The organism is Dyella sp. GSA-30, from assembly GCF_027924605.1.
Classification (GTDB): domain Bacteria; phylum Pseudomonadota; class Gammaproteobacteria; order Xanthomonadales; family Rhodanobacteraceae; genus GSA-30.
This window is the reverse complement of sequence record NZ_AP027042.1, coordinates 2,701,354-2,724,674: the sequence shown is the minus strand read 5'-3', so window position 1 is coordinate 2,724,674 and position 23,321 is coordinate 2,701,354. Positions and strand designations below refer to the sequence as shown.

Here is a 23,321-nt window from a genome sequence, read left to right as displayed (position 1 = left end):
CATTATCCCGTATATCGATTCCCGGCGAGGTGTTTATGGATCAACAAACGCAGACTTATACCGTCTACGCCTTGCTGCTGGTTCTGGGCTTTGTTATCGGCCGCGTTACCGCGCGCCAGCGTCCGCAGCACGAGAGGCGTCCCAAGCCCATTCAAGCCAGCTACAAACCGCCGGCAGCACCGCTTATGGACAGGGACCTGGAGACCCAGGTCGTGCTGCTGTTAAGCCAGCGCAGCAAGATCGAAGCGATCAAGCTGTATCGCGAACACACCGGCGTGGGTTTACGCGAAGCCAAGGACACCGTCGAGGCGATCGCCGCTCGACGCCATCTCGATCTACGCTGACAACAGCCAATTCCCGAGAGGAATTGTCACCAGCGACAGCACGATACCGGCCCCGAGCACGGTGTTGGCCAACGTGGGTTCGAGCTCGTATTCGTCGGCAAGAATTGCCGCGGAAATCATCGGTGCCATCGCGGCCTGCAGAACGCCAACGGTCAGAGTCAATCCATGTACGCCGGTTGCGATGCCGAGCAGCCAGCAAACCAGTGGTGCAAGCGCGAGCTTCCATGCCAGGCCCAATCCCACCACTTTGATCTGCCCTTCGCCAGGATGCAGCTTGAACTGCAAGCCGACCGAAAACAAAGCGAGCGGGGTCAAGGTTGCGCCCAACGGCGCCAGTACGTCATCGACCATGGGTGGCCAGCCACCGCATAGACCTACGAGCACGCCGACCACCAGTGCAATGAACGGGGGAAAGCTGAGGATGCGTTTCGCTATCAGGCCTATCGGAGGGCGGCGCCCCGCGTAAAGCGACGCTACCAGCACCCCGGCGGATGCCAGCAAGGGAAAACAACCAAGCTGATCGGCCACCACGGCAACCGCCAGGCCTTCCTTGCCGTGCAGGGCCTGCATCATGGGGTAGCCCATGAACGAGGTGTTGCCCAAGCCGCACACCAGGATCAGCCCGCCGACACGCTGGCGCGACCAGCCCAGCCATGCGCCCAGCGTGGCAAACACCAGCCAGGAGCCACCGAACGTTATCGCCATCGCCGCCACGGGAAACCATAGCTGCGGATCGAAGTGGATCTTGGGAATCAGCCCCAGCACCAGCGAGGGCAGCGCGACGTTGATCACCCACCAGTTAATGCCGGGCACGATGCCCGTCGGCGGCTTTGCCCAACGCGCAACAGCGATGCCCAGGAGCAGACAGGTAAAAAGCAGCAGCAAGGCACTCATTAGTCGTTTATTCCACGATCGGCATGGCATTGGCCGTGACAGCATGCCATCGGCGGATATAACGGACGGCGAGCGCGATGAGCACGAGTGTGCCAACCACCGAGGGAAGTATCTGGCTCCACGGCTGCAACCCACGCAGCAGATTACCTGCACCAGCCGATAGCATGGCGAAATACACGCCGGTCATCTTCAGGCCGTGATCGAGCGGGCGCACGCGACGAAGCCAGAGCTCACCCCAGAAACCACGAGACAGATCGTAGATGGCCACGATCGCCACGTAACCGATGGTGGAATAGCCGATCGCCGGCGTGAAGGACGCATTGCCCTTCCCCATCGACATGATGAAAAACCCGCAGGCCAGCAGGGTCGCTCCTGCAAGGGCGGCATCGAGCAGGCCCGGTGGCGACGTACGTAGATGCAACGCGCGCAGGCTGCTGACGTATTGATAGCTTGCCGACAGGGTTACCGCCACCAGCGTCATGGGCACCGGAAAAAATACATCGGCAATCACGGCCGTGGCCAATACGACGCCAGCAAGGTAAACGAACACGCGACCGGCGCGCCGATGAATGGTGGAACCCTTGCTTGAGCAAAGCGGGATCAGGCCTGCCAACAGACCGAGTACGCCCATCGCTATATGTGCGCCAACATTGAGTTGATGCCATGACATAGGCGGTTGTCCCCTTGGCCTTGGGACAACATAGCATGACAAAAAAAGCCTCCGTCACATGCCGGAGGCCTACGTACAACCAACTCCCAAATCCACTCCTACTCGTCATCCCGGCGTAGGCCGGGATGACGAATAGGAAAGGGCTTTAAACGCCTCAGCCCAACAGCACGCGATTCATCCGCTGCACAAACGCCGCCGGATCCGGCAACTGTGCCCCCGCGGAAATCTCCGCCTGCTCAAGCAGCAGGTTGGCCAGATCCTTCGCCTTGCCGGTATCAGCCTCCGCCTCGACGCGCTTAAGCAAGGCATGCTGCGGATTGATCTCCAGCGTCGGCTTGCTTTCGGGCATGTCATGACCGGCTTCGCGCAACAGGCGCGCCAGATGCGGGGCCATTTCGTAATCGCTCAATGCCAGACACGACGGTGAGTCGGTCAGGCGGGCGGAAACGCGTACGTCGGCCACGCGATCACCGAGCAGCTCTTTCAGCTTGACCAGCAACGGCTCGGCGGCCTTGGTGGCTTCCTCCTGCTGCTTCTTGTCGGCTTCGTCCAGCGGCAGCTCGCCCTTGGCGACGTTCTTGAGCTTCTTGCCGGCATACTCGTTGAGGCTGCCAAGCATCCACTCGTCGATACGATCGAACATCAGCAGGACTTCGACGCCCTTGGCCTTGAAGGCCTCTAGCTGCGGGCTGCCGACCGCCGCCGCATAGCTGTCGGCGGTGATGTACCAGATCGTGTCCTGGCCCACCGGCAACCGGCCGACGACATCGTCAAGCGACACGGTCTGTGCCGCGCCATCGCCCTTGGTCGAAGCGAAACGCAGCAGCTTTGCGATGCGTTCCTTGTTGGCGTGATCTTCGGCGATGCCTTCCTTCAACGTGTTGCCGAAGGCCTTGTAGAAGGTCGCGAATTTCTCCGGCTCGTCGCGGGCCAGCTTTTCGATCAGGTCCAGCACGCGCTTGACGCAGGCCGCCTTGATGCGATCGAGCTGACGATTCTGCTGCAGGATTTCGCGGCTCACGTTGAGCGGCAGATCGTCCGCGTCGACCACACCACGCACGAAGCGCAGATAGTTCGGCAGCAACTCTTCGGCAGCATCCATGATGAAAACACGCTTGATATAGAGCTTGAGCCCCTTGCGCTCGTCGCGCCCGCCCATCATCAGATCGAACGGTGGCTGCGCCGGGAGATAAAGCAGCGTGGTGAAACTCTGGCTGCCCTCGACGCGGTTATGCGTCCAGGCCAGCGCATCGTTGAAGTCGTGACCGAGCGACTTGTAGAAGCTCTGGTAGTCCTCGTCGCTGATCTCCGATTTCGGCTTGGTCCACAGCGCGGAGGCGGCGTTGACCGTATCCCATTCGCTGCCCGGCTTGCCGTCTTCTTCCTTGGGCATGCGAATCGGGAAGGCGACATGATCGGAGTAACGCGTAATCAGCGACTTCAAGGTCCAGGGCTTCAGGAACTCGTCTTCGTCGGCCTTCAGATGCAGGATCACCTGGGTGCCGCGCTCGGACAATTCGGTCGATTCGAGCGAGTACTCGCCCTTGCCGTCACTCTCCCACTTCACGCCCTCGGTAGCGCCGGCGCGGCGGGTCAACACAGTGACGCGGTCAGCGACCACGAACGCGGAATAGAAGCCCACGCCGAACTGGCCGATCAGGCGTGCGTCGGTCTTCTGCTCGCTGGACATGGCTTCGAGAAAACGACGGGTGCCGGAGCTGGCGATCGTGCCAATGTTGGCGACCACTTCATCGCGTGTCATGCCGATGCCGTTGTCGCGCACGGTGACGGTGCGTGCCTGCGGGTCCCAACTGACATCGATATGCAATTCACCGTCGCCGCCCAGCAGGTCGGGCTGGGCGATCGATTCGAAGCGCAGCTTGTCGCACGCGTCCGATGCATTGGAGATGAGCTCGCGCAGGAAGATTTCCTTGTGCGAATAAAGCGAGTGCGTGACCAGGTGGAGCACCTGAGCGACTTCGGCCTGGAACTTATGGGTTTCGGCGGTCATGGCAACTTGAAAGTCGATGGAGTGAGAAAAGGGAAAAAGCGAATGGGCGCCTTAGTCAGGCGCCCGCCTTGCTACCGGAATGTTCAGACCTGCTTTTGCAGCGCCGCGATGCGCTCTTCAAGCGGCGGGTGGCTCATGAACAGGCGCTTGAAGCCCCCGGCCAGATGACCGGAAATACCGAACGCGGCAATCGTCTGCGGCAGCGTGGTCTCACCGTGACCCGCCTGCAGGCGCTGCAGCGCGGAGATCATCGACGCGCGCCCGGCCAGACTGGCGCCGGCTGCGTCGGCGCGGAATTCGCGCCAGCGCGAGAACGCCATCACGATCATCGAGGCGAACAGGCCGAAAACCAGCTGCAGCACCATCACCGTCACGAAATAACCGATGCCGCCGCCATCGCGATTGTCGCGGCCACCCGACAGCCAGCTGTCGACCATTCGACCGACCACGCGCGCCGCCACGATCACCAGGGTATTGACCACGCCCTGGATCAGGGTGAGCGTGACCATGTCGCCGTTGGCGATGTGGCCGATCTCGTGGCCGAGCACGGCCGACACCTGCTCGCGGTCCATCTGTTGCAACAGGCCGGTGCTGACTGCCACCAGCGAGCTGTTCTTGCTCATGCCGGTGGCGAAGGCGTTCATGTCCGGGGCGTCGTAGATCGCCACCTCCGGCATGCCGATACCGGCAGCCTGGGCGTGGCGGCGCACGGTCTCGACCAGCCAGCGCTCGCCTTCGTTCTGCGGCTGCTCGATCACCCGGGCGCCGGTGGACATCTTGGCCATCCATTTGGACATGGCCAGCGAAATGAAAGCGCCCCCCATGCCGAAGACGGCGGCATAGATCAGTAGCCCGGTCATGCCACCGTAACCACGGGAGGCAGCCCACTGATCGATGCCAAACAGATGGCAGACGATGCTCAGCAGGAAAAGAACGGCGATATTGGTAAGCAGGAATAATGCGATGCGTCGCATGGCTGTCTCTCGGGCAGTCATGAAAGGGGGTGTAACCCTAACAAGAATCGTGGCTATACCGGTGAGTTTCAAGGGTAGCCGCAGCGACCTGGTCCCACCGGCCGTTCAAAAAGCGTTGCGAACTCCGGGGTTCGATCTTCTAAAATCGCACCGATGAGTTACCGCGGACGCTTTGCCCCCTCTCCGACCGGCCGGCTGCATTTCGGTTCCCTGGTGGCCGCGGTGGGCAGCTGGCTTTGCGCGCGGCATGCCGGCGGGCAATGGCTCTTGCGGGTGGAAGACATCGACCCGCCGCGCGAAGTGCCCGGATCGGCGCAAAGCATCCTGGCCGCGCTACCCGCCTTCGGATTGCTGGCCGATCGACCCGCCATGTACCAATCCGAACGCAGTGCAGCGTACGACGTCGCTTTTGAGCGTCTTCGTGCCGCCGATCTGGTGTTCCCCTGCTGGTGCAGCCGTAGCGATCTGGCGGCTAGCGGCGGCATGCACCGCGACGGATATTGCGTCGCAGCATCGGACCCTTTGCGACCGCCGGCGTGGCGGATACGCGTCCCGGATATCGAGATCGTCTTTACCGATGGCCTGCAGGGCGAGCAACGCCAGCACCTGCGAGAGGCCGCCGGCGACTTCGTCATCAAGCGTGTGGAAGGTTTCTACGCCTATCAACTGGCTTGTGTGGTCGACGATGCAGATCAAGGCATTACCGAAGTGGTACGCGGCCATGACCTGCTTGATTCGACCGCCAGACAGATCTGGCTGCAACGCTGCCTGGGCCTGACGACACCGGCTTATCTGCATTTGCCGTTGGCGCTGGATGATGAAGGCCGCAAGCTGTCCAAATCCGATGGCGCCCTGCCTGTCGATCCCATGAATCCACTGCCCGCGCTGCGTCGCGCACTGGCTTTTCTCGATGTCGACACGTCGAACATCAGCCATGACGTAGACACATTGCTGCAAGATGCGCTGCGCCATTTCGACCCTAGCGCCTTACCGCACTGCAGCGAACGTCACGCGTAATCTTGCTTCGATGAACTAAGCACGATCTTTACGCACAAACAGCGTTCCCGGAACGCCAACGTTCTGCCATGATCCATCGCTAGGCTGTTTGCGTCGGAGTTTCACCGCGTAGACGGTGCTGCGAAATGGACATCCAAACAGTTGAGGAGACGAGGTATGACGCAACGCACGGCATTGGTCACTGGCGGTACTGGCGGCATCGGCAGCGCGATCATTCGTTATCTGGCTCGCCAAGGCCATCGGGTCGCCACCAACTATCGCGATCAGGCCAAGGCCGAAGCATGGCGCGATGCGATGAACCGCGAAGGCATCGAGGTCTTGCTGGTTCCCGGTGACGTGGGTGAGCCCGCCGCCTGCGAAACGATGGTCGAGGCGATCAACAGCAAGCTGGGCCCGGTGGAGATCCTGGTCAACAACGCCGGTATCACGCGCGACACCACATTCCACAAGATGACCTACGAGCAGTGGACCGAGGTGGTCAACACCAACCTCAATGCCTGCTTCAACGTCACGCGCCCGGTGATCGAAAACATGCGCAACAAGCGCTGGGGCCGCATCGTGCAGATCAGCTCGATCAACGGCCAGAAAGGCCAGTACGGTCAGGCCAACTACGCGGCGGCGAAGGCCGGCATGCACGGCTTCACCATTTCGCTTGCGCAAGAGAACGCACGCTTCGGCGTCACCGTGAACACGGTGTCACCGGGTTACGTGGGTACGGATATGGTGATGGCGGTGCCCGAAGAAGTCCGCGAGAAAATCATCGCGCAGATTCCGGTGGGACGCCTGGGCAAGCCCGAGGAAATCGCGCATGCCGTGGCGTTTTTCACCGGTGAAGAAGCCAGCTGGATCACCGGGGCGAATCTGGCGATCAATGGCGGTCACTACATGGGTTGGTAAAGCCGCTCGCAGCGCTCGCTGTGAAGCCGGTCGCTAGCGCGACCTGTAAAGGGTAAAGAGGAAAGCCGTAAAACCGTGCTTTTTCTCTTTACCCTTTCCAGCGAACAAAGTGAGCGACTTTACATGCGACAAAGTCGCCGGCTTCACTTCTTCTCAAGAATTCTTTCGACAACTTTCCCCACCGCCGCAAACGCAAACGCCCCGGTCACATGGGTCGCCGCGCCGAGGCCGCCGCCGCAGGCCAGGTTCAATGCATCGCCGCCTGGCGGGCGTGTGCCGCAAACGGTGCCATCGGGCTGTGGATACTGCACGTTCTGCAGCGAGTACACGGCCGATACGCCGAAGTAACGATCAGGGTTGCGCGGAAAATTGAAATCCTGGCGCAGCTTTTTCCGGATCAGGCTGAACATCGCATCGTGTTCGGTGCGCGACAGATCGCGCACGCGGATCTGGGTCGGGTCGGTGCGGCCACCGGCCGAGCCCACCGTCACCATCGGCAGCTTGCGACGCCGGCACCAGGCGATCGCTTCGAGCTTGACGCGAAACGCGTCGCAGGCGTCGAGCACCACGTCGTAGTCGCGATCGAGCAATTCATCCATGGTCGCCGGCGTAAGAAACCGTTCGATCGCTTCCAGGTGGATACCCGGATTGATCGCGTGCGCACGCGCGGCGACCACGCCGACCTTCGGCTTGCCGTATTCGCCATCGAGCGCATGCAGCTGACGATTTGTATTGGACACGCACACTTCGTCCGCGTCGATCAGCGTCAATCGACCCACGCCGGTTCGGGCCAGTGCCTCGGCCGCCCACGAGCCCACGCCGCCGACGCCAATGACAGCGACATGACTGCGCGCAAATTTCTCCAGGCTGCCGACACCATAGAGCCTTTCCACACCGGCAAAGCGTTCGGCATGCTGTGCCTGATTCTGTTGCGCCTGGGTGCTCATGCGCGAGCCTGGATGAAGAAACGGGTACGGCGGGACATGTGAACGAATTCCTGAAAACCAGCGTGTCATTTTATCCGGGAAGCGGTCGCAAAGCCTGTGCTACCCTCCCGCACTGATTCGAATCGAGAAGGGAACCGACGATGCGTGCCGCTTTATTGATTGTGCTGGGCCTGGTGATCGGCGTCATCGGTACCGTTTTCTCGATGAATGCGCTGCGCGATCGCAACCCGATGCCGCATTCGGTGATGGTGGTGATGTCCCATCACTTCGGCGAACTGGGTAACGCGGTCAAGGCCAAGCAGTGCGACGCCGCCAAGACGCATGCCCAACTCGGCAGCCTGCTGACGATTTCGCAAGACATCGGGCCGGCTTTCCCTGGCGTAGACCAACCGTTCCTGGATGCTGCCGACAAGCTGCATGCGGCCGTTCAGGCCGCTGCGGTGGCCGCGCCGGCCGACTGCCCTGCCCTGGCCGCCGCACTCAAGCCGATCGGCGAGGCCTGCCATTCCTGTCATCAGCAGTACCGCTAATCAGAGCTTGACGCGCCCGCGCAATACATCCCAGAACATCACCCAGTCGCCCATCAGGCTGTAAAGCGGATGGCGAAACGTCGCCGGCCGATTCTTCTCGAAGAAGAAATGCCCGACCCAGGCAAAGCCGTAGCCCACCACCGGCAACAGCCATAGCCACACCAACGCCCCGCTGAAAACCGCAGCAAGCAGGATCAGCAGCACCAGTGTGCTGCCGACAAAATGCAGGCGGCGGCACTGCACATTGCTGTGCTCGCCCAGGTAATAGGGGTAGAACTGGCGAAAGCTGGCAAAGCCGGACATGGGACAAACCTCCGCTGGAGCGATGGCGACAAGCCTAAACCCTAAGACCCGATCGATGCAGCTTCAGCGCTCCGGCAGCGGAATGAACTCCTGATCGTCGCCAGGAATACGCGGAAAGCGCTGCTCGGCCCAGGCCTGTTTGGCCTCTTCAATACGCTCGCGGCTGCTGGCAACGAAGTTCCACCACAGGTGGCGCTCGCCATCGAGCGGCGCACCGCCAAACAACATGACGCGGCTGTCCTGGGTGGCGCGCAGCGGCGCAGCCTTCTCGCCCGACTGCACCGCTATCCGCTGGGAGGCCACCGTCAGGCTACCCCATTGCACTTCGCCGTCGATCACATGCAAACCGCGCTCGACATGCTCACTCGGCCACTCCAGTTCACTGCCCGCCTTCAGATGCGCCTGGACAAAGAACATCGGCGCGAACACTTTCACCGGCGACTGCTGCCCATAGGCGGTACCGGCGATCAGGACCAGCGACGCGCCATCGCGCTCGATCCGCGGCAGCTGGCTGGCATCGTGATGATGGAACTCCGGATCCACCTCGGCATCGCTCTGTGGCAAGGCCACCCAGACCTGGATGCCGTGTACCGTCTGTCCGTCGCGACGCTCTTCCGGCGGCGTGCGCTCGGAATGGACGATCCCATGGCCGGAAGTCATCCAGTTCACTTCGCCGGGCCGAATATCGGCGACGCTGCCGAGGCTGTCGCGATGCCGGATGGCGCCATCGAACAACCACGTGACGGTGGCCAGCCCGATATGCGGATGCGGCCGTACGTCCATGCCGCGACCCGGCGCAAACTGGGCCGGCCCCATATGGTCGTAGAACACGAATGGCCCGACGTGCCGCGCCTGCAATACGGGCAACAGCCGCCGCACTACAAACCCATCGCCCAGATCGTGCTGGCGACCATCGATCAAGATCGGCTGTTGCTCCATATCGAACTCCTTACCAGGCTCTAAGATATTGCGCCGGCGCGGCGATATCCGCACCCAGTGTTTTCGCCGCGCGACGCGGGAAGTACGGATCGCGCAGGCTTTCACGTGCAATCAGCACCAGATCGGCCGCGTCGTCGTCGACGATACCGGCGGCCTGGTTGGCTTCGGTAATCAGGCCAACCGCGCCAGTGGCGATCTTTGCCTCGCGGCGGATACGTGCAGCGAAGGGCACCTGATAACCGGGCTCGAGGGGAATTTTGACATGCGGTATCAGGCCGCCGCTGGAGACATCGATCAGATCGACGCCGAGTTCACGCACCATCGCGGCCAGTCGCACGCTCTGATCGATATCCCAGCCACCCTCGGCCCAATCGGTAGCGGAAATGCGCAGCCATAACGGCAGATGCTCAGGCCACACTTCACGCACTGCGGCGATCACTTCGCGCACCAGACGGGTACGGTTTTCGAAGCTGCCGCCGTAGCCGTCGTCGCGATGATTGCTCAGCGGCGAGAGGAACTGATGCAGCAGATAACCGTGCGCGGCATGAAGCTCGATCAGTTGGAAGCCGGCCTCCAGCGAGCGCACCGCCGCCGCGCGGAAATCCGCGATCACCTTGGCGATACCCACATCGTCGAGCGCCTGCGGCACGTGCCAACCCTGGTCGAACGGAACGGCCGACGGCGCTACCGTGGTCCATGGATCCTGATCGGCGCGCAACGCGCCACCGCCATCCCAGGGGCGCTGCGCGCTGGCCTTGCGGCCGGCATGCGCCAACTGCACGCCAGGGATCGCCTCTTGCGCCGCGATGAAACGCACGATCGGCTTCCACGCATCCAGTTGCACCTGATTCCACAGACCGACGTCTCCGGGCGAAATACGTCCTTCCGGCGACACCGCCGTCGCCTCGGTCACGATCACCGCCGCACCGCCGACGGCGCGACTGCCCAGATGGACCAGATGCCATTCATTGGGCACGCCATCGACGGCGGAGTACTGGCACATCGGTGAAATCACCAGCCGATTGCGCAGGTTGAGACTGCGTTGTGCAAAAGGTGCGTAGAGGTTCATTCCGTTCATCTCAGAAGAAAGGCATCACGGCTAAGTGCCCTCGTTTCCGGCCAGTTCAAGTGCCGCTGTCGATCCAATCGGCGATATGTCCAGCGATGGCGCCGGGCGCTTTCATCCAGCTGAAATGATCCGCGCGCACATGACCGAGTTCGCTCGATGCAAGAACATACGAGCGACGCGACGCGAGCGGCATCTTGCCGAGCAACCAGTCGAGCGACGTCTCCGGCACCAACCAGTCGTCGTGCATGCGCTGCGTCAGGATCGGCCAATGCAATGCGGCGAGCTTCGCTTCCATATCGTCGGCCATGTCACGCGCCGCGTATCGCCCGGTACGGCCGGTCCGCGCCCAATCGTCGATCACGCCACGCGCTTCGTTGCCGCCAAAACCGATACGACGCCCGGGCAGATGTCCCACCAGTCGCGCCAGCCAGGGCGCGGCGACATAGGCCAAGCCGATCAGCCAGGATCGCGGGAACCGGCGCCAGTAAGGCGCCCCGCTGGCGACCAGGGCCAAGCCGCTGAAAGCTTGCGGATGGAGGGCGCCATACACCGTGGCCAACTGGCCACCGAGACTGTGCCCACCGATCCAGTACCGCGCGTCTGGCCATTGGCTTCGCGCCGTGGCGATGCCTGCCGGCATGTCCAGCTCCAGCAATTGCCGGTATGCCCAATCCGTCTGGCGACCGGCGCGGCGATTGCTCGACCCGATGCCACGCCATTCATGAATGGCCACCGCGATACCGCGTGCGGCCAGGGCATCGGCCAGCGGCAGATAATGTTTTGCGGCCACGCCCAGGGCTGGCATCCAGTAGAGCACTTCATGTGCTGGCATCTTCGGCGCACGCCACAATAACTGTGTGGTGGCACCGTCGGCGGCAGTAACGGGTAATCCAGTTTCGTGTATCGGTGTGTCCGAATCGGCAGGCTGCACGCAGGCTCTCGGCTTCAATGGCTATGGTTAAAGAAAAGGCCGGCTAGCGCCGGCCTTTTCTTTAACGACAAACCTAAGCTTCGGAAACTACCGCTCAGAGCGGCTGAACTTCCTCGGCCTGCTCGCCCTTTTGTCCCTGCACTACCTTGAAACTGACCTTCTGCCCCTCTTTGAGAGACTTAAAGCCAGTGCCCTGGATAGCACGGAAATGGACGAAAACATCCGCTCCCTTCTCCCGACTGATGAATCCGAACCCCTTGGCGTCGTTGAACCATTTTACGGTGCCATTCTCACGATCCGACATGACTCACTCACTCCGACTCTTCTCGATACTGAGACAAGTCAGCCTCCCCTCTGGCCGACGACTTACTGGGCATGCAGGAATTCGGGTGAGGCGATGTGAGGATTCTGTGGAACCGAACATCGGGGCACGCACGTGACCTAGCAGACACAGTGGCCCCAGCATAACGGATTTTCGGATTACAAGTGGGTATTGGCCGATTATTTGTGCAATTAATCGTCTTCACATTTGGTCATAAAAAAAGCCAGGCATTGCTGCCCGGCTTTTTCTTACAACTTTTGAGCTAGCTCAGGCGACGTTGACTTCGTCTGCCTGCAGGCCCTTCTGGCCCTGCACGACCTTGAAGCTAACCTTCTGGCCTTCGGCGAGGCTCTTGAAGCCATTGCCCTGGATCGCGCGGAAATGCACGAAAACATCCGGGCCATTGTCACGGCTGATGAAGCCGAAACCCTTGGCATCGTTGAACCACTTGACGGTACCGATCTGACGATCTGACATGTAAAACACTCCTAAAGGTATAGAAAGACTCAGTCCGAACCACAAAATACGGCCCGGACGGCTTACTGGTGTGCTAAGGAAACCCTAGGGGTGAGGCGATGAGGCAGATCGCAGATCTGAGGCATCGGGTCACAAAACTCTGGTGACCCCTGGCAAACACAGCTAGCGAATCATAGCCCAGATTCGCGCCATTGCGAATTTATTTATGCGATAACGAGACTTGGATCGGCTTAAGATCGGTCTAAACACGTTCGTGCGACAGGTTTTCCTTCAGTTTTCCTTTACCACGAGCATAGTTTAGTGGCCGACAGGGCGGCGACAGGTATGCTGACGCCGCCAAAGCATCCACCGCTACGCAGGAGCGCGCGCATGTTCACTTCCTCAGCTCGACTTGCCTTGTTGGCGCTCATCGCTGGCCTGACCGTGGCCGGCTGTGCGGACAAACCCGCCCGCCATACCTCCTCCACCGGCAGCACACACACCACGGTGACCGGCGCGAGCGCTCGTTCCGGTGCCTCAACCAGACCGAGGCCGACGGCACCAGCCCAGCCGGAAATGTCCTCGGACCTGCCGGCCAAGACGGGCATTGCCGCCTGCGACGACTACCTGGCCAGCTATGTCGCCTGCCACCGGGCTGCCGGTATCTACGCGCCCGACCAGATTGAAAGCCGCTACGACCAGATGCGCCATAGCCTGATCGAAGATTCCCAGGATCCCGACATGCGGCCTCAATTGGGCACGCGCTGTGTCGCCCTGGCCAACCAGCTGCATCAGGTGCTGCATGGCAAATCCTGTAGCGGTGGGGCTGTGGTAAATGGCGGCGGCCAATAAAGCTGCAGGCTCGCTTCGCATCGCCTGTTGTGCCCCCTCACCCCAGCCCTCTCCCCGGCATAGCCAGGGGAGAAGGGGCAGGTTACGCAAGTGCGAAATACCGAAGTTCACCTCAGTCGACTCCCTCTCCCCTGGCTATGCCGGGGGCGAGGGTTGGGGTGAGGGGGGGCTTTTAATCCCTCAAGCCCCGGCCAAGCGCCGACGCAACGCCGCAGCAAAACCAGCCGGCCGCGAACGCGCGATGCGCACCTTGGGCGTTGCATGCCAGCGCGCCGTCAGCTGGATGGCCTCAGCCAGTTCGTCGACCAGACGTTCATCCACCTCGACGCCAGGTTCGAGGTAAAGCACTTTGACCTCGAACATCTCCTCGGCACGATGCGCCTTCGCATCCAGGCGCCCAATCAGCTTGCCCCGATGCAGGATCGGCAGGACGTAATAACCATAGGTACGCTTGGCCGGCGGCGTATAGCACTCGATCGTGTACTCGAAGTCGAACATCGCCAAGGCACGTGCGCGATCCCAAACCAGCGGATCGAACGGCGACAACAAGGCCGTGTGGCTTGCGCGCAACCTGCCCCGGCTGGCTTGCTCAAGTGACGACGCGTGATCGCGATGGACATAACCGGCTACCGGCCAGCCGTCGACGCGAACTTCGATGATCTCGCCTTCGGCGCACAGCGGCGCCAACTCCCGCTCGGTCACCGCGGGTTTCAGACGATAGTAATCGGCAATCCAGCGCGCCTGAGTGACACCCAACGCGCGCACCGCGTCGAGAATAAAACGTCGACGCAAACTGGGATGATCCAGGGCTGAAGCCGCGGCATCGAACGGCGGATCGAGCTTTTCGAGCACGCGTTCGGCCAGATCGTAGACACGCTGAAATCGCTCCCGCCGCGTCACCATTAACTCACCCAACGCAAACCACGCTTCCAGCCAGCGCTTCTCCGGCTTCCACGACCACCAGCCGGAGGCGCCGCTCGGACGCTCGCCTTCGGTGAAATCAGCGGTACGAACGGCGCCCTTGGCACGGATATGTGCCAGCACGTCGTCCATGCCCACACGATGTTCGCGTTGCATGCGCTCTGCGTTCTTGTATGCCCAATGCATGCCACGTTGTGAACGCCAGTCACGATGCAAGGCGATGTCGGATGCGGGCACGAAACAGGCTTCGTGCGCCCAACACTCCACGATGCGCCCTTGCTCGAGCGCATCGTCGAGCCATTGCGGATCGTAGGCTCCCAGGCGCGAATGCAGCACCATGTATGGGCTGCGTGCAATCACATGAATGCTGTCGATCTGCAAAAGACGCATGCGTTCGATCGCAGTCACCACGTCCTCGCGCCGCGTACGCTTTCCCAACGGTTTAAGCAGGCCCTGTGCGACAAGTTGCAGGCAACGTGCCTGTTGAATGCTCAAACCAGGAAACGAATTCGCTGAAGGCTGATGCAACGATAACGATGACTTCACGTGGCCTCGATGCGTTTGTTGAGCTTGCGTTTATCCAGCGCTGCCGAGGACACGTTGCATGCACTTCCGATCCGTCAGCATGAACTCTCTAGTTCACAGGCCAGCATTCTGGCACGGAGCGACGACGATGAAACATTCAAAGATGCTCTTATCGGCTCTGGCGATCGGCTCGCTGCAGTTTGCCGGAACGTTGTGGGCACAGGATCAATCCATGCCGCAACAGCCGCCGACACCACCGCAGCCGCAATCTCAACCGCTGATGCCGCCGCCTCCGCCGCCGCAGGGTCAATCGGTCACGCCACCGCCTCCGCCGCCGGGATCGACCGATCCGCAGCAGATGGAGACGCAGGCAACTCCACCTCCTCCCCCGCCGAGTTCTGGCGATCAGCAGCAGATGCAGCCGCCACCGCCGCCTCCCCCGCAACCGGGCCAATCCACCACGCAGACGATCACCGACAAGGGTCAACCGGCAAGGGTGAATTCGTCCATGCCACCGGTAGCATCGGGGCCGGCACCGAGCTTCGAGCAGCTGGCCAATGGCGGCAAGTCGATCTCGGAATCTCAGGCATCGGCCTATCCGCTGCTCGCCAATGACTTCAAATACGCCGACCGCAATCACGACGGCCGTATCAGCAAGAGCGAATACGAAGCCTGGGTGAAGAAGTGATGCACGTCTGATTCGATGGATGCGATGAGCTGCACAGAAAGCGCCGGCCATACCGGCGCTTTCTTTGTGAGACCAGCTGACGACGCGTTAGACTCCGAGGCTCGCGCCCCCTGAGGGGATTCAAGGAGCAGCAGCTGATGAAGCGAACGACTGCCATCGTATCGGCGGGGATGCTTGCCTGTGCGATGCATACCGCCCACGCCCAAAACCCCAATCCGCTGGATATCCGTGCCTGTACCGGCATCGAAAGCGATGCACAGCGACTGGCCTGCTATGACCATGCCACCGGTCGCGACAATCTGCCGGCCGCGCAAAAGCGCAAGGACGAAAGTACCGAGATACCGGGCATCTTCGCCAAGGACCGCAGCGACCACAAAATAGTGGTAGCGAGCGGCAACAGCGAAGTGTCCAAGCCGCTTTCCTTGCTCGACTCGCGCTGGGAGTTATCGCCCGACAGCAAGCTGGGCACGTTCAATATCCGCGGCTACAAGCCGGTCTATGTGATGCCGGTGTTTGCGACCAGCAATCAGAACGACCAGCCAAGCAGCCCCAACCCGGATAACAACGTCACCTCGCCGCAACAATTGCAGAATGTCGAAGCGAAGTTTCAGCTGAGCCTGAAGACCAAGGTCTGGCAGAACATCTTCGGCGAGAACGGCGACCTGTGGGTGGGTTACACACAATCCTCGCGCTGGCAGGTCTACAACTCGCAGATCTCGCGGCCCTTCCGCGAAACCAACTACGAACCCGAAGCCATGTTGATGTTCAACACCGATTATTCGGTGCTGGGCTGGGATGGGCGCTTGGCAGGCATCGGCTTCAATCACCAATCGAACGGCCGATCCAATCCGCTCTCGCGCAGCTGGAATCGGGTGATCGCCAACTTCGGTTTCGAGCGCGACGACTGGGTGGTGATGTTCCGCCCCTGGTGGCGTGTTCCCGAGGACAGCAAGACCGACGATAACCCCAATATCAGCGACTACATGGGCCGCATGGACATGCAGATCATCCATGAATGGAACGGCCAGGAGTTTGGCCTGATGTTGCGCCACTCGCTACGCGGCGGCAGTCGCAGCCATGGTGCCGGGCAGTTCACCTGGAGCTTCCCGCTGATCGGCAACCTGCGCGGCTATACGGAACTGTTCAAGGGTTATGGCGAAAGCCTGATCGATTACAACCACAATGCCACCTACCTGGGCGTCGGCGTGTCGTTGCTGGATTGGTACTGAGTGCGGGGCTGGTGGCGAGTCAGTGCCACCAGCTCTGTTTGGTTCCCGTAAGAATGCGCAGCATGTGCCCGCGTGTCAGTGCGAACCTTCCCAGCGGACCGAAACCGAGATCGCGCACCCCGGCCAGGCTGTTGCGCTCGGACTGAAACCACGGTGTCAGCCAGCGACTCAGGCGCTGGTAGATCGCCAGATGCGCGCGACGACGATCGCGATACGCCATTAGCGCGTCATCAGTGCTTGGCGATTGCGCCAACGCATCGGCCAACGTTTCGGCGTCGAGCAAAGCCATGTTCACACCCTGGCCCAACTGCGGGCTCATCGCGTGCGCGGCATCGCCGATATACACGACCTTTCCTTGTGCCGGTTCGCGCAACAACACATCGCGATAGCGGGCGCGATGCATCTGCTCAGGCGCCGCAATCGTCGCCAGCAAGGGCTCCACCTCAGGCCAAAGTGCCGCCACGCGCTCTCGCAACTGCGCCAGTGCGGCCGCGTCGAAGTGGTCGAGCTGCTCGCCGGGCACACTGAAATAGAACGTCAACCAGCGCCCTGCATGCTCCGTACGTTGCCCGACCGGCAGCATGCCGATCATTTCGCGCGTACCCGCGTAGCGCTGCTGCAATTGATCGGGATAGGCCCAGGATTCGGCTGGAAGCAGGCACCACAAGGCGCCCCATGGATAGAGCTTCTGTCGCTTTATGTTGTTCGGGTGGAGTCCGCGCAGACGCGAGTGGGCGCCATCGGCGACCACGATAAGATCGAACGGGCCATGCTTGCGCCCCTCGCTATCGAGAAGCGTATCTCCACTATCGATGGCGTCGATGCGCGTACCGACAGCAATCTCTGACGCGTCGGCATAAGCATCGTGCAGTACACCAAACAGGCTGCCACGCGTCAGCCCGAGGCCAAAGCAATCGGGCGCATGGTCCCGATAGCTCATGTCCATCACGCTGCGGCCTTTCGGCGTTGCCCCGTAGAGGCGCTCGATGCGCTGACCCCGTTCGAGTATCGGCTTGCTCAAGCCCAGCCGATCGAGCACGCCCAACCCGGTCGGCTGCAGCAAGAAGCCCGCACCGACCGGCCCCAGCACGGGTGCCTGCTCGAAAATACTGAGGCGATGACCTTGCGCGCTCAGGAAAAGCGCGGCGGCCTGACCGGCCGTGCCATAACCGACGATGGCGATACGTAAGCGTCCCTGCATTCAATCCCCTCAGATAGAGAACGCCCGGCGCATGGCCGGGCGTCTTTCAAGCACCAGGCACTGAAGCTTAGTGGTGATGGCCGCCTTCGCCATGCACGTGGCCATGCTCGCGCTCTTCCTGGGAAGACTCACGCACGCTGGTCACTTCGATCGCAAAATGCAGGGTCTGGCCGGCCAACGGATGGTTACCGTCGATATGCACGGTTTCGCCGTCGACGGCGGTCACGGTGACATTGATGACGCCCTGCGGGCCACGTCCCTGGAACTGCATGCCGGGCTGGATATCGGCCACGCCCTGGAACGCTTCGCGCGGCACTTCCTGCACCAGTTCCTCGTGACGCTCGCCATAGCCTTCGGCGGCGGGCACGTCGACCTTGAACTGGTCACCGGCCTGACGACCCTCCATCGCCTTCTCCAGGCCCGGCACGATCTGGCCGCTGCCCTGCAGATAGGTGAGCGGCTCGCGGCCGTCCGAGCTGTCGACGACCTGACCCTGGTCATCGGTCAGCGTGTAGTGGAAAGAAACGACACTATGGGGGGCAATCTGCATGATGTTCTCGTTCATATCTTTGGTGGTGCCGGCTCATCCGAGCCGACGCGAACGCTAAGCGTAACAGACCCCATGTGCAGGACCGGTCATGCAGGCCCCCGGCCGATCTGGAATACTCCCGTCATGATTTCGCTCAGAGGCCTCGGGCGCCGCCGTTTCGCCGCCCTTTTGCTCGGCATCCTGCCTGCCCTGGCATGGATCGCGCCCGCCTTCGCCGATCAGCCGGATGGCAGCGCCACCGTACCCTTGGGCGTCCAGATCGACACGTTCATCGCCCAGCCCCGCTTTGCCGCGGCCAACTGGGGCATCGCGGTGGTCTCGCTCGACAGCGGTCGCATGTTGTATGTGCATCACGCCGACCAGTTGTTCCAGCCCGCCTCGACGACCAAGCTGTTCACCACCGCGCTGGCCTTGAGCAGCCTGGGGCCCGATTACCGCATTCCCACACAAGTGCTGGCCAAGGACGATATCCAGGCCGGCAAGCTGGATGGTCCGCTGCTGCTCTATGGGATGGGCGACCCGACCCTGGGCGCCGATGCCAGCACCGCCGACTGGGCCGATCAACTGGCGTCACAGCTGGCCGCACGCGGTTTGCGCAAGGTGACCGGCGACCTCATCGCCGACGATACGTATTTTCAGACACCGTCGATGGGCTCGGGCTGGGAAGCGATCGACCTGCAAAGCTGGTTCGGCATGCCCACCTCGGCACTGAGCGTGGACGACAATCTGGTCGGTATCACGATCAGCCCGGGCCGCGGCACCGACAAGCCCGTCCAGGTCGCATTCGACCCGACCGATGCCGCCCCCTCGCTCGCCAACGACATGACAACCGGCGCGGCGCATACGCGCAACGACATCAATCTCTATCGCGCGCCTGGCGGCAACACCCTGCATGTATTTGGTGCGATCGCAGCGGGTTCGCCGATGCTCAATTACAAGCTGGCGATGGTCGACCCCGCGCGTGTCGCTGGCCAACGTCTGCTCGATGCGCTCGCACGTCACGGTGTACATGTCGATGGCGTATTGCGCACCGTGCACTGGCCACAAAGCGACGCCGCGTATCGCAACGATACCGTGGTACTGGCACAGGTGCTGTCGCCCGCCGTTGCGGACATTCTGCATCAGGGCCTTAAGCGCTCGCAGAATCTGTACATGCAGAATTTGCTGCTCGTCGCTGGCGCCAAGGCGCAGGCCGATGCCATGCAGCAGCCTTCACCACCGACTGGTTTTATCACCACCGAGGCCTGGGGCATCCGCGCCCTGCGCAATCTGCTCGATCGCATCGGCGTACCGGCACGGGCCAGCCTGATCGAAGAAGGCTCGGGTCTGTCGAGGCGCGATCTGGCCACGCCGGAAACCATGACACGCGTGCTCAGCTTTCTTGCCGCGCAACCCTATGCCAAGGTGGTTTACGACGCCGTACCGCTGGCTGGCGTGGACGGCACCCTGCAATGGCGGATGCGCAAGACGGCAGCGGAAAACAATGTGCGCGCCAAGACCGGCAGCATGAGCCTGGTGCACTGTCTGGCCGGCTATGTCACCGCCGCCTCCGGCGAACGCCTGGCCTTCGCCATCATGCTCAACAATTACGAGCCACCGGAAGGTGCGCCGAGTGCCAGCCGGGATGTGGATGCGATTGCAGTGATGCTGGCCCAACTAAGCAAGAATCCAGCTAGCTTGTAGGAGCGACTTTAGTCGCGACCGGCCGTGACGTCACGGTGGGTCGCGACTGAAGTCGCTCCTACAAGATAGGGTAAGCGAGGAATCACGCCCCGAGCTTGAGATCCCGCGCAATCTTCTCCGGCGTATCCGTCGGTGCGTAGCGCTTCACCACCTGCCCTTCGCCATCGACCAGGAACTTGGTGAAGTTCCACTTGATCCCTTCGCTGCCCAGGATGCCCTTGCCCTCTTTCTTCAGCCACTGATAAAGCGGATGGGCGTTGTCGCCATTGACCTCGATCTTGGCGAACATCGGAAAGCTGACGTCATAGCTGGTCGAGCAGAAGTTCTTGATCTCGTCCTCGTTGCCCGGCTCCTGATGACCAAACTGGTCGCAGGGGAAGCCCAGCACCGCCACGCCCTGGCCGCCGTATTGACGCCACAGCTCCTCCAGGCCTTTGTACTGCGGTGTAAAACCGCACTTGGAGGCGACATTGACGATCAACAGGGTCTTGCCGCGCCATTCGGCGAGTGAGCGCTCGTTACCGTCAATATCGCGTGCGGAAAAGTCGTAAACGGAAGTCATGGCTCTAGGCTCCGGTAAAGAAGCCGCAGTTTACGCCAGTCCCGCTCGCCCTGCGCCGACAAGCCTCCTACCCCGCCGACTGGCATAATGCCGCCCCGACCACTTCCTTTTCAGGCCTGCCGTGATCCGCTTTGTCGATGTTCACAAGTCCTATCGCGTCGACGGCAAGGACATTCCCGCATTGCAGCCGTTTAGCCTGGACATCGCCGACGGCGAGGTCTTTGGCATCATCGGCCACTCCGGCGCCGGCAAATCGACGCTTATACGGCTGATCAACCTGCTCGAACGCCCCAGCGGCGGCCGGATCCTGATCGGGGACGTGGAGCTGACCGCCCTGGACGATGCCGCGTTACGGGCTCAGCGTCGTCACATCGGCATGATTTTCCAGCACTTCAACCTGCTGTCCTCGCAGACGGTAGCGGACAATATCGCCTTCCCGATGCGTCTGGCCGGGGAGCGCGACCCGGGTGCGATCCGCCGCCGGGTCGACGAGTTGCTCGAACGTGTCGGCCTGACTGCACATGCGGACAAATACCCTTCCCAGCTCTCCGGCGGACAGAAGCAGCGCGTAGGCATAGCACGGGCCCTGGCCAACCATCCATCGATCCTGCTGTGCGACGAAGCCACCAGCGCACTCGATCCGCAAACCACCGCATCCGTGCTCGAACTGCTGGCGCAGATCAATCGCGAGCTGAAACTGACCATCGTGCTGATCACCCACGAAATGGATGTCGTACGACGGGTATGCGATCGCGTCGCCGTCCTCGATGGCGGACGCATCGTCGAACACGGCAACGTCGCCGATGTATTCCTGCACCCACAACACGACACCACCCGGCGTTTTGTCGATGAAGCGTTGCCCGAGGAAGCGGCCGGCGGAAAATCGATCTACGCCCAGGTCCCCGGACGCATCCTGCGCCTGTCGTTTCGTGGCGAAGCGACCTGGTCGCCGACGCTGGGGCGCGTCACCCGCGAGACCGGCGTGGATTTCAATATCCTGGCCGGGCGCATCGACCGCATCAAGGACCTGCCTTACGGCCAACTCACACTCGCCATGCAGGGCGCGGGCGTCGATCAGGCCTTGAGTTCATTGCGTGCCGCCGGTATCGACGTAGAGGAAATCGCTCGATGACATTCGCTTTCGCTACGCCGTTGCATCAACTGTTCCCCAATATCGACGACTGGGGCGAACTCGGTCATGCCTGCATCGATACGCTGCTGATGCTCGGCGGCTCGCTTGCGCTGACCGTGCTGATCGGCCTGCCGCTCGGTGTGCTGCTCTACCTCACCGGCAAGGGCCAGATACGCGAGATGCCGAAGTTCTACGGGCTGCTGTCTCTGGTCGTGAATATCCTGCGTTCGATTCCCTTCATCATCCTGATGATCGTGCTGATGCCGCTGACCCATATTCTGGTGGGCACCAAGCTGGGCATCCGCGGTGCGATCCCGCCCCTGGTGATCGGCGCGGCGCCGTTCTTCGCGCGTCTGGTGGAAACCGCCCTGCGCGAAGTCGAGCGCGGCGTGATCGAAGCAAGCCAGGCCATGGGTGCCACCACCTGGCAGATCGTGCGTCATGTACTGTTGCCCGAAGCCCGTCCCGGCATCATCGCCGGTATCACGGTCACCGCGATCGCCCTGGTCGCCTATACCGCGATGGGTGGCGCCATCGGTGCGGGCGGCCTGGGCGACCTGGCCTATCGCTATGGCTATCTCAGCTACAAATCCGACTACATGGTCGTGACGGTGTTTCTGCTGATCGTGCTGGTGCAATTGCTGCAGATGATCGGCGACCGCGTGGTGGCCCATTTCAGTCAACGCTGAAAAGGCATATCGAACAGCCATCAAGTTCTTTGCCATCAGCGGTATAGACGGCTATTCTTGTGCGACGCACAAAAGGCTCAAATTCCATGATCAAGCTTCTCGCTCCCCTCGCCGCCCTGCTCCTGCTGGTCGGCTGCTCGTCAGGTTCCGGCGGCGGTAATGCCGATAGCAAGACGCTGACGGTCGCTGCCACCGCGGTTCCGCACGCTGAAATCCTCAAGCAGGTGAAGCCGATCCTGGCGAAGGAAGGCATCGAGCTGGATATCAAGGTATTTGCCGACTACGTGCAGCCCAATACCCAGGTGCTGGAAAAGACCGTCGATGCGAACTACTTCCAGAGCAAGCCCTATCTGGATGAGTTCAACAAGCAACACAGCACCAACCTGACCGTCGTGACCGGCGTGCACATCGAGCCCTTCGGCGCGTACTCGCGCAAGATCAAATCGCTCGACCAACTAGCGGATGGCGCCACGGTCAGCCTGCCAAACGATCCCAGCAACGGCGGCCGTGCCTTGCTGCTGATCGCCAAGCATGGCCTGATCACCTTGAAGGATCCGACCAGCCCGATATCCACGCCCAAGGACATCGTGACCAATCCGAAGAATCTGAAGTTCCGTGAGCTCGAAGCGGCGATCCTGCCGCGCACCCTCGACGAGGTCGACCTTGCGTTGATCAATACCAACTACGCCCTGGCTGCCGGGCTCAACCCCACCAAGGACGCGTTGCTGATCGAGGACAAGGATTCGCCCTATGTGAATGTCCTGGTGAGTCGCGCCGATAACAAGGACGATCCGCGCGTGCAGGCACTGGCCAAGGCGCTGACCAGCCCGGAGATCAAGGCGTATATCGAGCAGCAGTATCACGGCGCGGTACTGCCGGCGTTTTGAGGTTTTGGGTGTTATCGCGATAACCGCACACCCAAGTCACTGGGTTCCGGCCTACGCCGGAATGACGAGCATGAGGGTTGAAGAAATTCTGCCACTTA

26 protein-coding genes are annotated in these 23,321 nt (G+C 61.5%); 11 read left to right on the top strand and 15 right to left on the bottom strand.

All coding sequences use genetic code 11. The features are described from left to right. Positions 1–35 precede the first annotated feature (35 nt). On the top strand, positions 36–344 hold the full coding sequence (locus QMG46_RS12040; RefSeq protein WP_281852766.1) for a ribosomal protein L7/L12: 309 nt from the start codon (positions 36–38) through the stop codon (positions 342–344). Here QMG46_RS12040 and QMG46_RS12035 read toward each other — a convergent pair. The 4 genes from QMG46_RS12035 to htpX all read right to left on the bottom strand — a co-directional run bounded on the left by QMG46_RS12035 (position 336) and on the right by htpX (position 4,893). Beyond that, positions 336–1,238 (bottom strand): AEC family transporter, encoded by a 903-nt coding sequence (locus QMG46_RS12035; protein WP_281852765.1) that lies wholly within the window; start codon positions 1,236–1,238, stop codon positions 336–338. The two genes, QMG46_RS12040 and QMG46_RS12035, sit on opposite strands and share 9 nt — an antisense overlap. Positions 1,239–1,245: 7 nt before the next feature. Beyond that, positions 1,246–1,908, bottom strand: a complete 663-nt coding sequence (locus tag QMG46_RS12030) for a hypothetical protein (protein WP_281852764.1) — start codon at positions 1,906–1,908, stop codon at positions 1,246–1,248. Between the two features lie 154 nt (positions 1,909–2,062). Further along, positions 2,063–3,919, bottom strand: a complete 1,857-nt coding sequence (gene htpG, locus QMG46_RS12025; protein WP_281852762.1) for a molecular chaperone HtpG — start codon at positions 3,917–3,919, stop codon at positions 2,063–2,065. A gap of 83 nt (positions 3,920–4,002) precedes the next feature. After that, positions 4,003–4,893 carry a protease HtpX gene (gene htpX, locus QMG46_RS12020; RefSeq protein WP_281852761.1) on the bottom strand — a complete coding sequence of 297 codons (891 nt, stop codon included), beginning with the start codon at positions 4,891–4,893 and terminating at the stop codon, positions 4,003–4,005. A gap of 153 nt (positions 4,894–5,046) precedes the next feature. On the opposite strand from htpX, the gene gluQRS reads away from it, so the two are divergent. Together gluQRS and phbB are read left to right on the top strand one after the other, a co-directional pair. Further along, on the top strand, positions 5,047–5,910 hold the full coding sequence (gluQRS, locus tag QMG46_RS12015) for a tRNA glutamyl-Q(34) synthetase GluQRS (RefSeq protein WP_281852760.1): 864 nt from the start codon (positions 5,047–5,049) through the stop codon (positions 5,908–5,910). 156 nt (positions 5,911–6,066) lie between these two features. Next, positions 6,067–6,807, top strand: a complete 741-nt coding sequence (gene phbB, locus QMG46_RS12010) for an acetoacetyl-CoA reductase (RefSeq protein WP_281852759.1) — start codon at positions 6,067–6,069, stop codon at positions 6,805–6,807. Between the two features lie 143 nt (positions 6,808–6,950). Here the strand turns inward: phbB and QMG46_RS12005 are convergent, their stop codons facing one another. Next, entirely contained in the window at positions 6,951–7,754 is an 804-nt protein-coding gene (locus QMG46_RS12005; protein ID WP_281852758.1) for a tRNA threonylcarbamoyladenosine dehydratase, read from the bottom strand. Between the two features lie 140 nt (positions 7,755–7,894). On the opposite strand from QMG46_RS12005, the gene QMG46_RS12000 reads away from it, so the two are divergent. Beyond that, a complete protein-coding gene (locus tag QMG46_RS12000) occupies positions 7,895–8,284 on the top strand; it encodes a cytochrome c (RefSeq protein WP_281852756.1) in 390 nt (129 codons plus the stop codon). On the opposite strand, the gene QMG46_RS11995 is transcribed toward QMG46_RS12000, so the two are convergent. From QMG46_RS11995 to QMG46_RS11970, 6 genes are all read right to left on the bottom strand, one after another. After that, the gene (locus tag QMG46_RS11995) at positions 8,285–8,587 is read right to left on the bottom strand and encodes an Mpo1-like protein (RefSeq protein WP_281852755.1); all 303 of its coding nucleotides are present in this window, start codon (positions 8,585–8,587) and stop codon (positions 8,285–8,287) included. 63 nt (positions 8,588–8,650) lie between these two features. Next, entirely contained in the window at positions 8,651–9,526 is an 876-nt protein-coding gene (locus tag QMG46_RS11990; protein ID WP_281852754.1) for a pirin family protein, read from the bottom strand. 10 nt (positions 9,527–9,536) lie between these two features. Then, a complete protein-coding gene (locus QMG46_RS11985; protein ID WP_281852753.1) occupies positions 9,537–10,595 on the bottom strand; it encodes an NADH:flavin oxidoreductase/NADH oxidase in 1,059 nt (352 codons plus the stop codon). 55 nt (positions 10,596–10,650) lie between these two features. Further along, a complete protein-coding gene (locus QMG46_RS11980; RefSeq protein WP_345781797.1) occupies positions 10,651–11,526 on the bottom strand; it encodes an alpha/beta hydrolase family protein in 876 nt (291 codons plus the stop codon). Positions 11,527–11,620: 94 nt separating this feature from the next. Beyond that, positions 11,621–11,830 (bottom strand): cold-shock protein, encoded by a 210-nt coding sequence (locus QMG46_RS11975; RefSeq protein ID WP_281852752.1) that lies wholly within the window; start codon positions 11,828–11,830, stop codon positions 11,621–11,623. A gap of 285 nt (positions 11,831–12,115) precedes the next feature. Beyond that, positions 12,116–12,325: a cold-shock protein gene (locus tag QMG46_RS11970; RefSeq protein WP_281852751.1), complete on the bottom strand. Its 210-nt coding sequence runs from the start codon at positions 12,323–12,325 to the stop codon at positions 12,116–12,118. 369 nt (positions 12,326–12,694) lie between these two features. On the opposite strand from QMG46_RS11970, the gene QMG46_RS11965 reads away from it, so the two are divergent. Beyond that, positions 12,695–13,156 (top strand): hypothetical protein, encoded by a 462-nt coding sequence (locus tag QMG46_RS11965; RefSeq protein ID WP_281852750.1) that lies wholly within the window; start codon positions 12,695–12,697, stop codon positions 13,154–13,156. Positions 13,157–13,336: 180 nt separating this feature from the next. On the opposite strand, the gene QMG46_RS11960 is transcribed toward QMG46_RS11965, so the two are convergent. Further along, complete coding sequence (locus QMG46_RS11960; protein WP_281852749.1) at positions 13,337–14,623, bottom strand: winged helix-turn-helix domain-containing protein; 1,287 nt, start codon at positions 14,621–14,623, stop codon at positions 13,337–13,339. A 127-nt stretch (positions 14,624–14,750) separates the two neighbouring features. Here QMG46_RS11960 and QMG46_RS11955 point away from each other — a divergent pair, with 127 nt between their 5' ends. Next, positions 14,751–15,290, top strand: coding sequence for an EF-hand domain-containing protein (locus tag QMG46_RS11955; RefSeq protein ID WP_281852748.1), 540 nt, complete (start codon positions 14,751–14,753; stop codon positions 15,288–15,290). A 137-nt stretch (positions 15,291–15,427) separates the two neighbouring features. Beyond that, positions 15,428–16,519, top strand: coding sequence for a phospholipase A (locus QMG46_RS11950; protein WP_281852747.1), 1,092 nt, complete (start codon positions 15,428–15,430; stop codon positions 16,517–16,519). Positions 16,520–16,538: 19 nt separating this feature from the next. Here QMG46_RS11950 and QMG46_RS11945 read toward each other — a convergent pair whose 3' ends face one another. Both QMG46_RS11945 and QMG46_RS11940 read right to left on the bottom strand, forming a co-directional pair. Then, positions 16,539–17,720: an FAD-dependent oxidoreductase gene (locus QMG46_RS11945; protein WP_281852745.1), complete on the bottom strand. Its 1,182-nt coding sequence runs from the start codon at positions 17,718–17,720 to the stop codon at positions 16,539–16,541. 67 nt (positions 17,721–17,787) lie between these two features. After that, on the bottom strand, positions 17,788–18,270 hold the full coding sequence (locus QMG46_RS11940) for an FKBP-type peptidyl-prolyl cis-trans isomerase (protein ID WP_345781796.1): 483 nt from the start codon (positions 18,268–18,270) through the stop codon (positions 17,788–17,790). A 123-nt stretch (positions 18,271–18,393) separates the two neighbouring features. Between QMG46_RS11940 and dacB the strand changes: the two genes are divergently transcribed. Next, complete coding sequence (gene dacB / locus QMG46_RS11935; RefSeq protein ID WP_281852744.1) at positions 18,394–19,953, top strand: D-alanyl-D-alanine carboxypeptidase/D-alanyl-D-alanine endopeptidase; 1,560 nt, start codon at positions 18,394–18,396, stop codon at positions 19,951–19,953. Positions 19,954–20,035: 82 nt separating this feature from the next. Here dacB and QMG46_RS11930 read toward each other — a convergent pair whose 3' ends face one another. After that, the gene (locus tag QMG46_RS11930) at positions 20,036–20,515 is read right to left on the bottom strand and encodes a glutathione peroxidase (protein WP_281852743.1); all 480 of its coding nucleotides are present in this window, start codon (positions 20,513–20,515) and stop codon (positions 20,036–20,038) included. Between the two features lie 121 nt (positions 20,516–20,636). Here QMG46_RS11930 and QMG46_RS11925 point away from each other — a divergent pair, with 121 nt between their 5' ends. The 3 genes from QMG46_RS11925 (at position 20,637) to QMG46_RS11915 (ending at position 23,223) form a co-directional block, all read left to right on the top strand. Continuing rightward, a complete protein-coding gene (locus tag QMG46_RS11925; protein ID WP_281852742.1) occupies positions 20,637–21,647 on the top strand; it encodes a methionine ABC transporter ATP-binding protein in 1,011 nt (336 codons plus the stop codon). Beyond that, positions 21,644–22,336, top strand: a complete 693-nt coding sequence (locus QMG46_RS11920; RefSeq protein ID WP_281852741.1) for a methionine ABC transporter permease — start codon at positions 21,644–21,646, stop codon at positions 22,334–22,336. The genes QMG46_RS11925 and QMG46_RS11920 overlap by 4 nt, the downstream gene beginning before the upstream one ends. A gap of 86 nt (positions 22,337–22,422) precedes the next feature. Next, on the top strand, positions 22,423–23,223 hold the full coding sequence (locus QMG46_RS11915) for a MetQ/NlpA family ABC transporter substrate-binding protein (protein WP_281852740.1): 801 nt from the start codon (positions 22,423–22,425) through the stop codon (positions 23,221–23,223). The last annotated feature ends 98 nt before the right edge of the window (positions 23,224–23,321 follow it).

What these genes read in the sequence shown, in the direction of transcription:
- dacB (WP_281852744.1), top strand. Translation starts at nt 18,394, where the DNA reads ATGATTTCGCTCAGAGGCCTCGGGCGCCGCCGTTTCGCCGCCCTTTTG.
- QMG46_RS11955 (WP_281852748.1), top strand. Translation starts at nt 14,751, where the DNA reads ATGAAACATTCAAAGATGCTCTTATCGGCTCTGGCGATCGGCTCGCTG.
- QMG46_RS11915 (WP_281852740.1), top strand. Translation starts at nt 22,423, where the DNA reads ATGATCAAGCTTCTCGCTCCCCTCGCCGCCCTGCTCCTGCTGGTCGGC.
- QMG46_RS12000 (WP_281852756.1), top strand. Translation starts at nt 7,895, where the DNA reads ATGCGTGCCGCTTTATTGATTGTGCTGGGCCTGGTGATCGGCGTCATC.
- QMG46_RS12005 (WP_281852758.1), bottom strand. Translation starts at nt 7,754, where the DNA reads ATGAGCACCCAGGCGCAACAGAATCAGGCACAGCATGCCGAACGCTTT.
- QMG46_RS11975 (WP_281852752.1), bottom strand. Translation starts at nt 11,830, where the DNA reads ATGTCGGATCGTGAGAATGGCACCGTAAAATGGTTCAACGACGCCAAG.
- QMG46_RS11990 (WP_281852754.1), bottom strand. Translation starts at nt 9,526, where the DNA reads ATGGAGCAACAGCCGATCTTGATCGATGGTCGCCAGCACGATCTGGGC.
- QMG46_RS11940 (WP_345781796.1), bottom strand. Translation starts at nt 18,270, where the DNA reads ATGCAGATTGCCCCCCATAGTGTCGTTTCTTTCCACTACACGCTGACC.
- QMG46_RS11945 (WP_281852745.1), bottom strand. Translation starts at nt 17,720, where the DNA reads ATGCAGGGACGCTTACGTATCGCCATCGTCGGTTATGGCACGGCCGGT.
- htpX (WP_281852761.1), bottom strand. Translation starts at nt 4,893, where the DNA reads ATGCGACGCATCGCATTATTCCTGCTTACCAATATCGCCGTTCTTTTC.
- gluQRS (WP_281852760.1), top strand. Translation starts at nt 5,047, where the DNA reads ATGAGTTACCGCGGACGCTTTGCCCCCTCTCCGACCGGCCGGCTGCAT.
- phbB (WP_281852759.1), top strand. Translation starts at nt 6,067, where the DNA reads ATGACGCAACGCACGGCATTGGTCACTGGCGGTACTGGCGGCATCGGC.
- QMG46_RS11930 (WP_281852743.1), bottom strand. Translation starts at nt 20,515, where the DNA reads ATGACTTCCGTTTACGACTTTTCCGCACGCGATATTGACGGTAACGAG.
- QMG46_RS11995 (WP_281852755.1), bottom strand. Translation starts at nt 8,587, where the DNA reads ATGTCCGGCTTTGCCAGCTTTCGCCAGTTCTACCCCTATTACCTGGGC.
- QMG46_RS11950 (WP_281852747.1), top strand. Translation starts at nt 15,428, where the DNA reads ATGAAGCGAACGACTGCCATCGTATCGGCGGGGATGCTTGCCTGTGCG.
- QMG46_RS11985 (WP_281852753.1), bottom strand. Translation starts at nt 10,595, where the DNA reads ATGAACCTCTACGCACCTTTTGCACAACGCAGTCTCAACCTGCGCAAT.
- htpG (WP_281852762.1), bottom strand. Translation starts at nt 3,919, where the DNA reads ATGACCGCCGAAACCCATAAGTTCCAGGCCGAAGTCGCTCAGGTGCTC.
- QMG46_RS11970 (WP_281852751.1), bottom strand. Translation starts at nt 12,325, where the DNA reads ATGTCAGATCGTCAGATCGGTACCGTCAAGTGGTTCAACGATGCCAAG.
- QMG46_RS11920 (WP_281852741.1), top strand. Translation starts at nt 21,644, where the DNA reads ATGACATTCGCTTTCGCTACGCCGTTGCATCAACTGTTCCCCAATATC.
- QMG46_RS12030 (WP_281852764.1), bottom strand. Translation starts at nt 1,908, where the DNA reads ATGTCATGGCATCAACTCAATGTTGGCGCACATATAGCGATGGGCGTA.
- QMG46_RS11965 (WP_281852750.1), top strand. Translation starts at nt 12,695, where the DNA reads ATGTTCACTTCCTCAGCTCGACTTGCCTTGTTGGCGCTCATCGCTGGC.
- QMG46_RS12040 (WP_281852766.1), top strand. Translation starts at nt 36, where the DNA reads ATGGATCAACAAACGCAGACTTATACCGTCTACGCCTTGCTGCTGGTT.
- QMG46_RS12035 (WP_281852765.1), bottom strand. Translation starts at nt 1,238, where the DNA reads ATGAGTGCCTTGCTGCTGCTTTTTACCTGTCTGCTCCTGGGCATCGCT.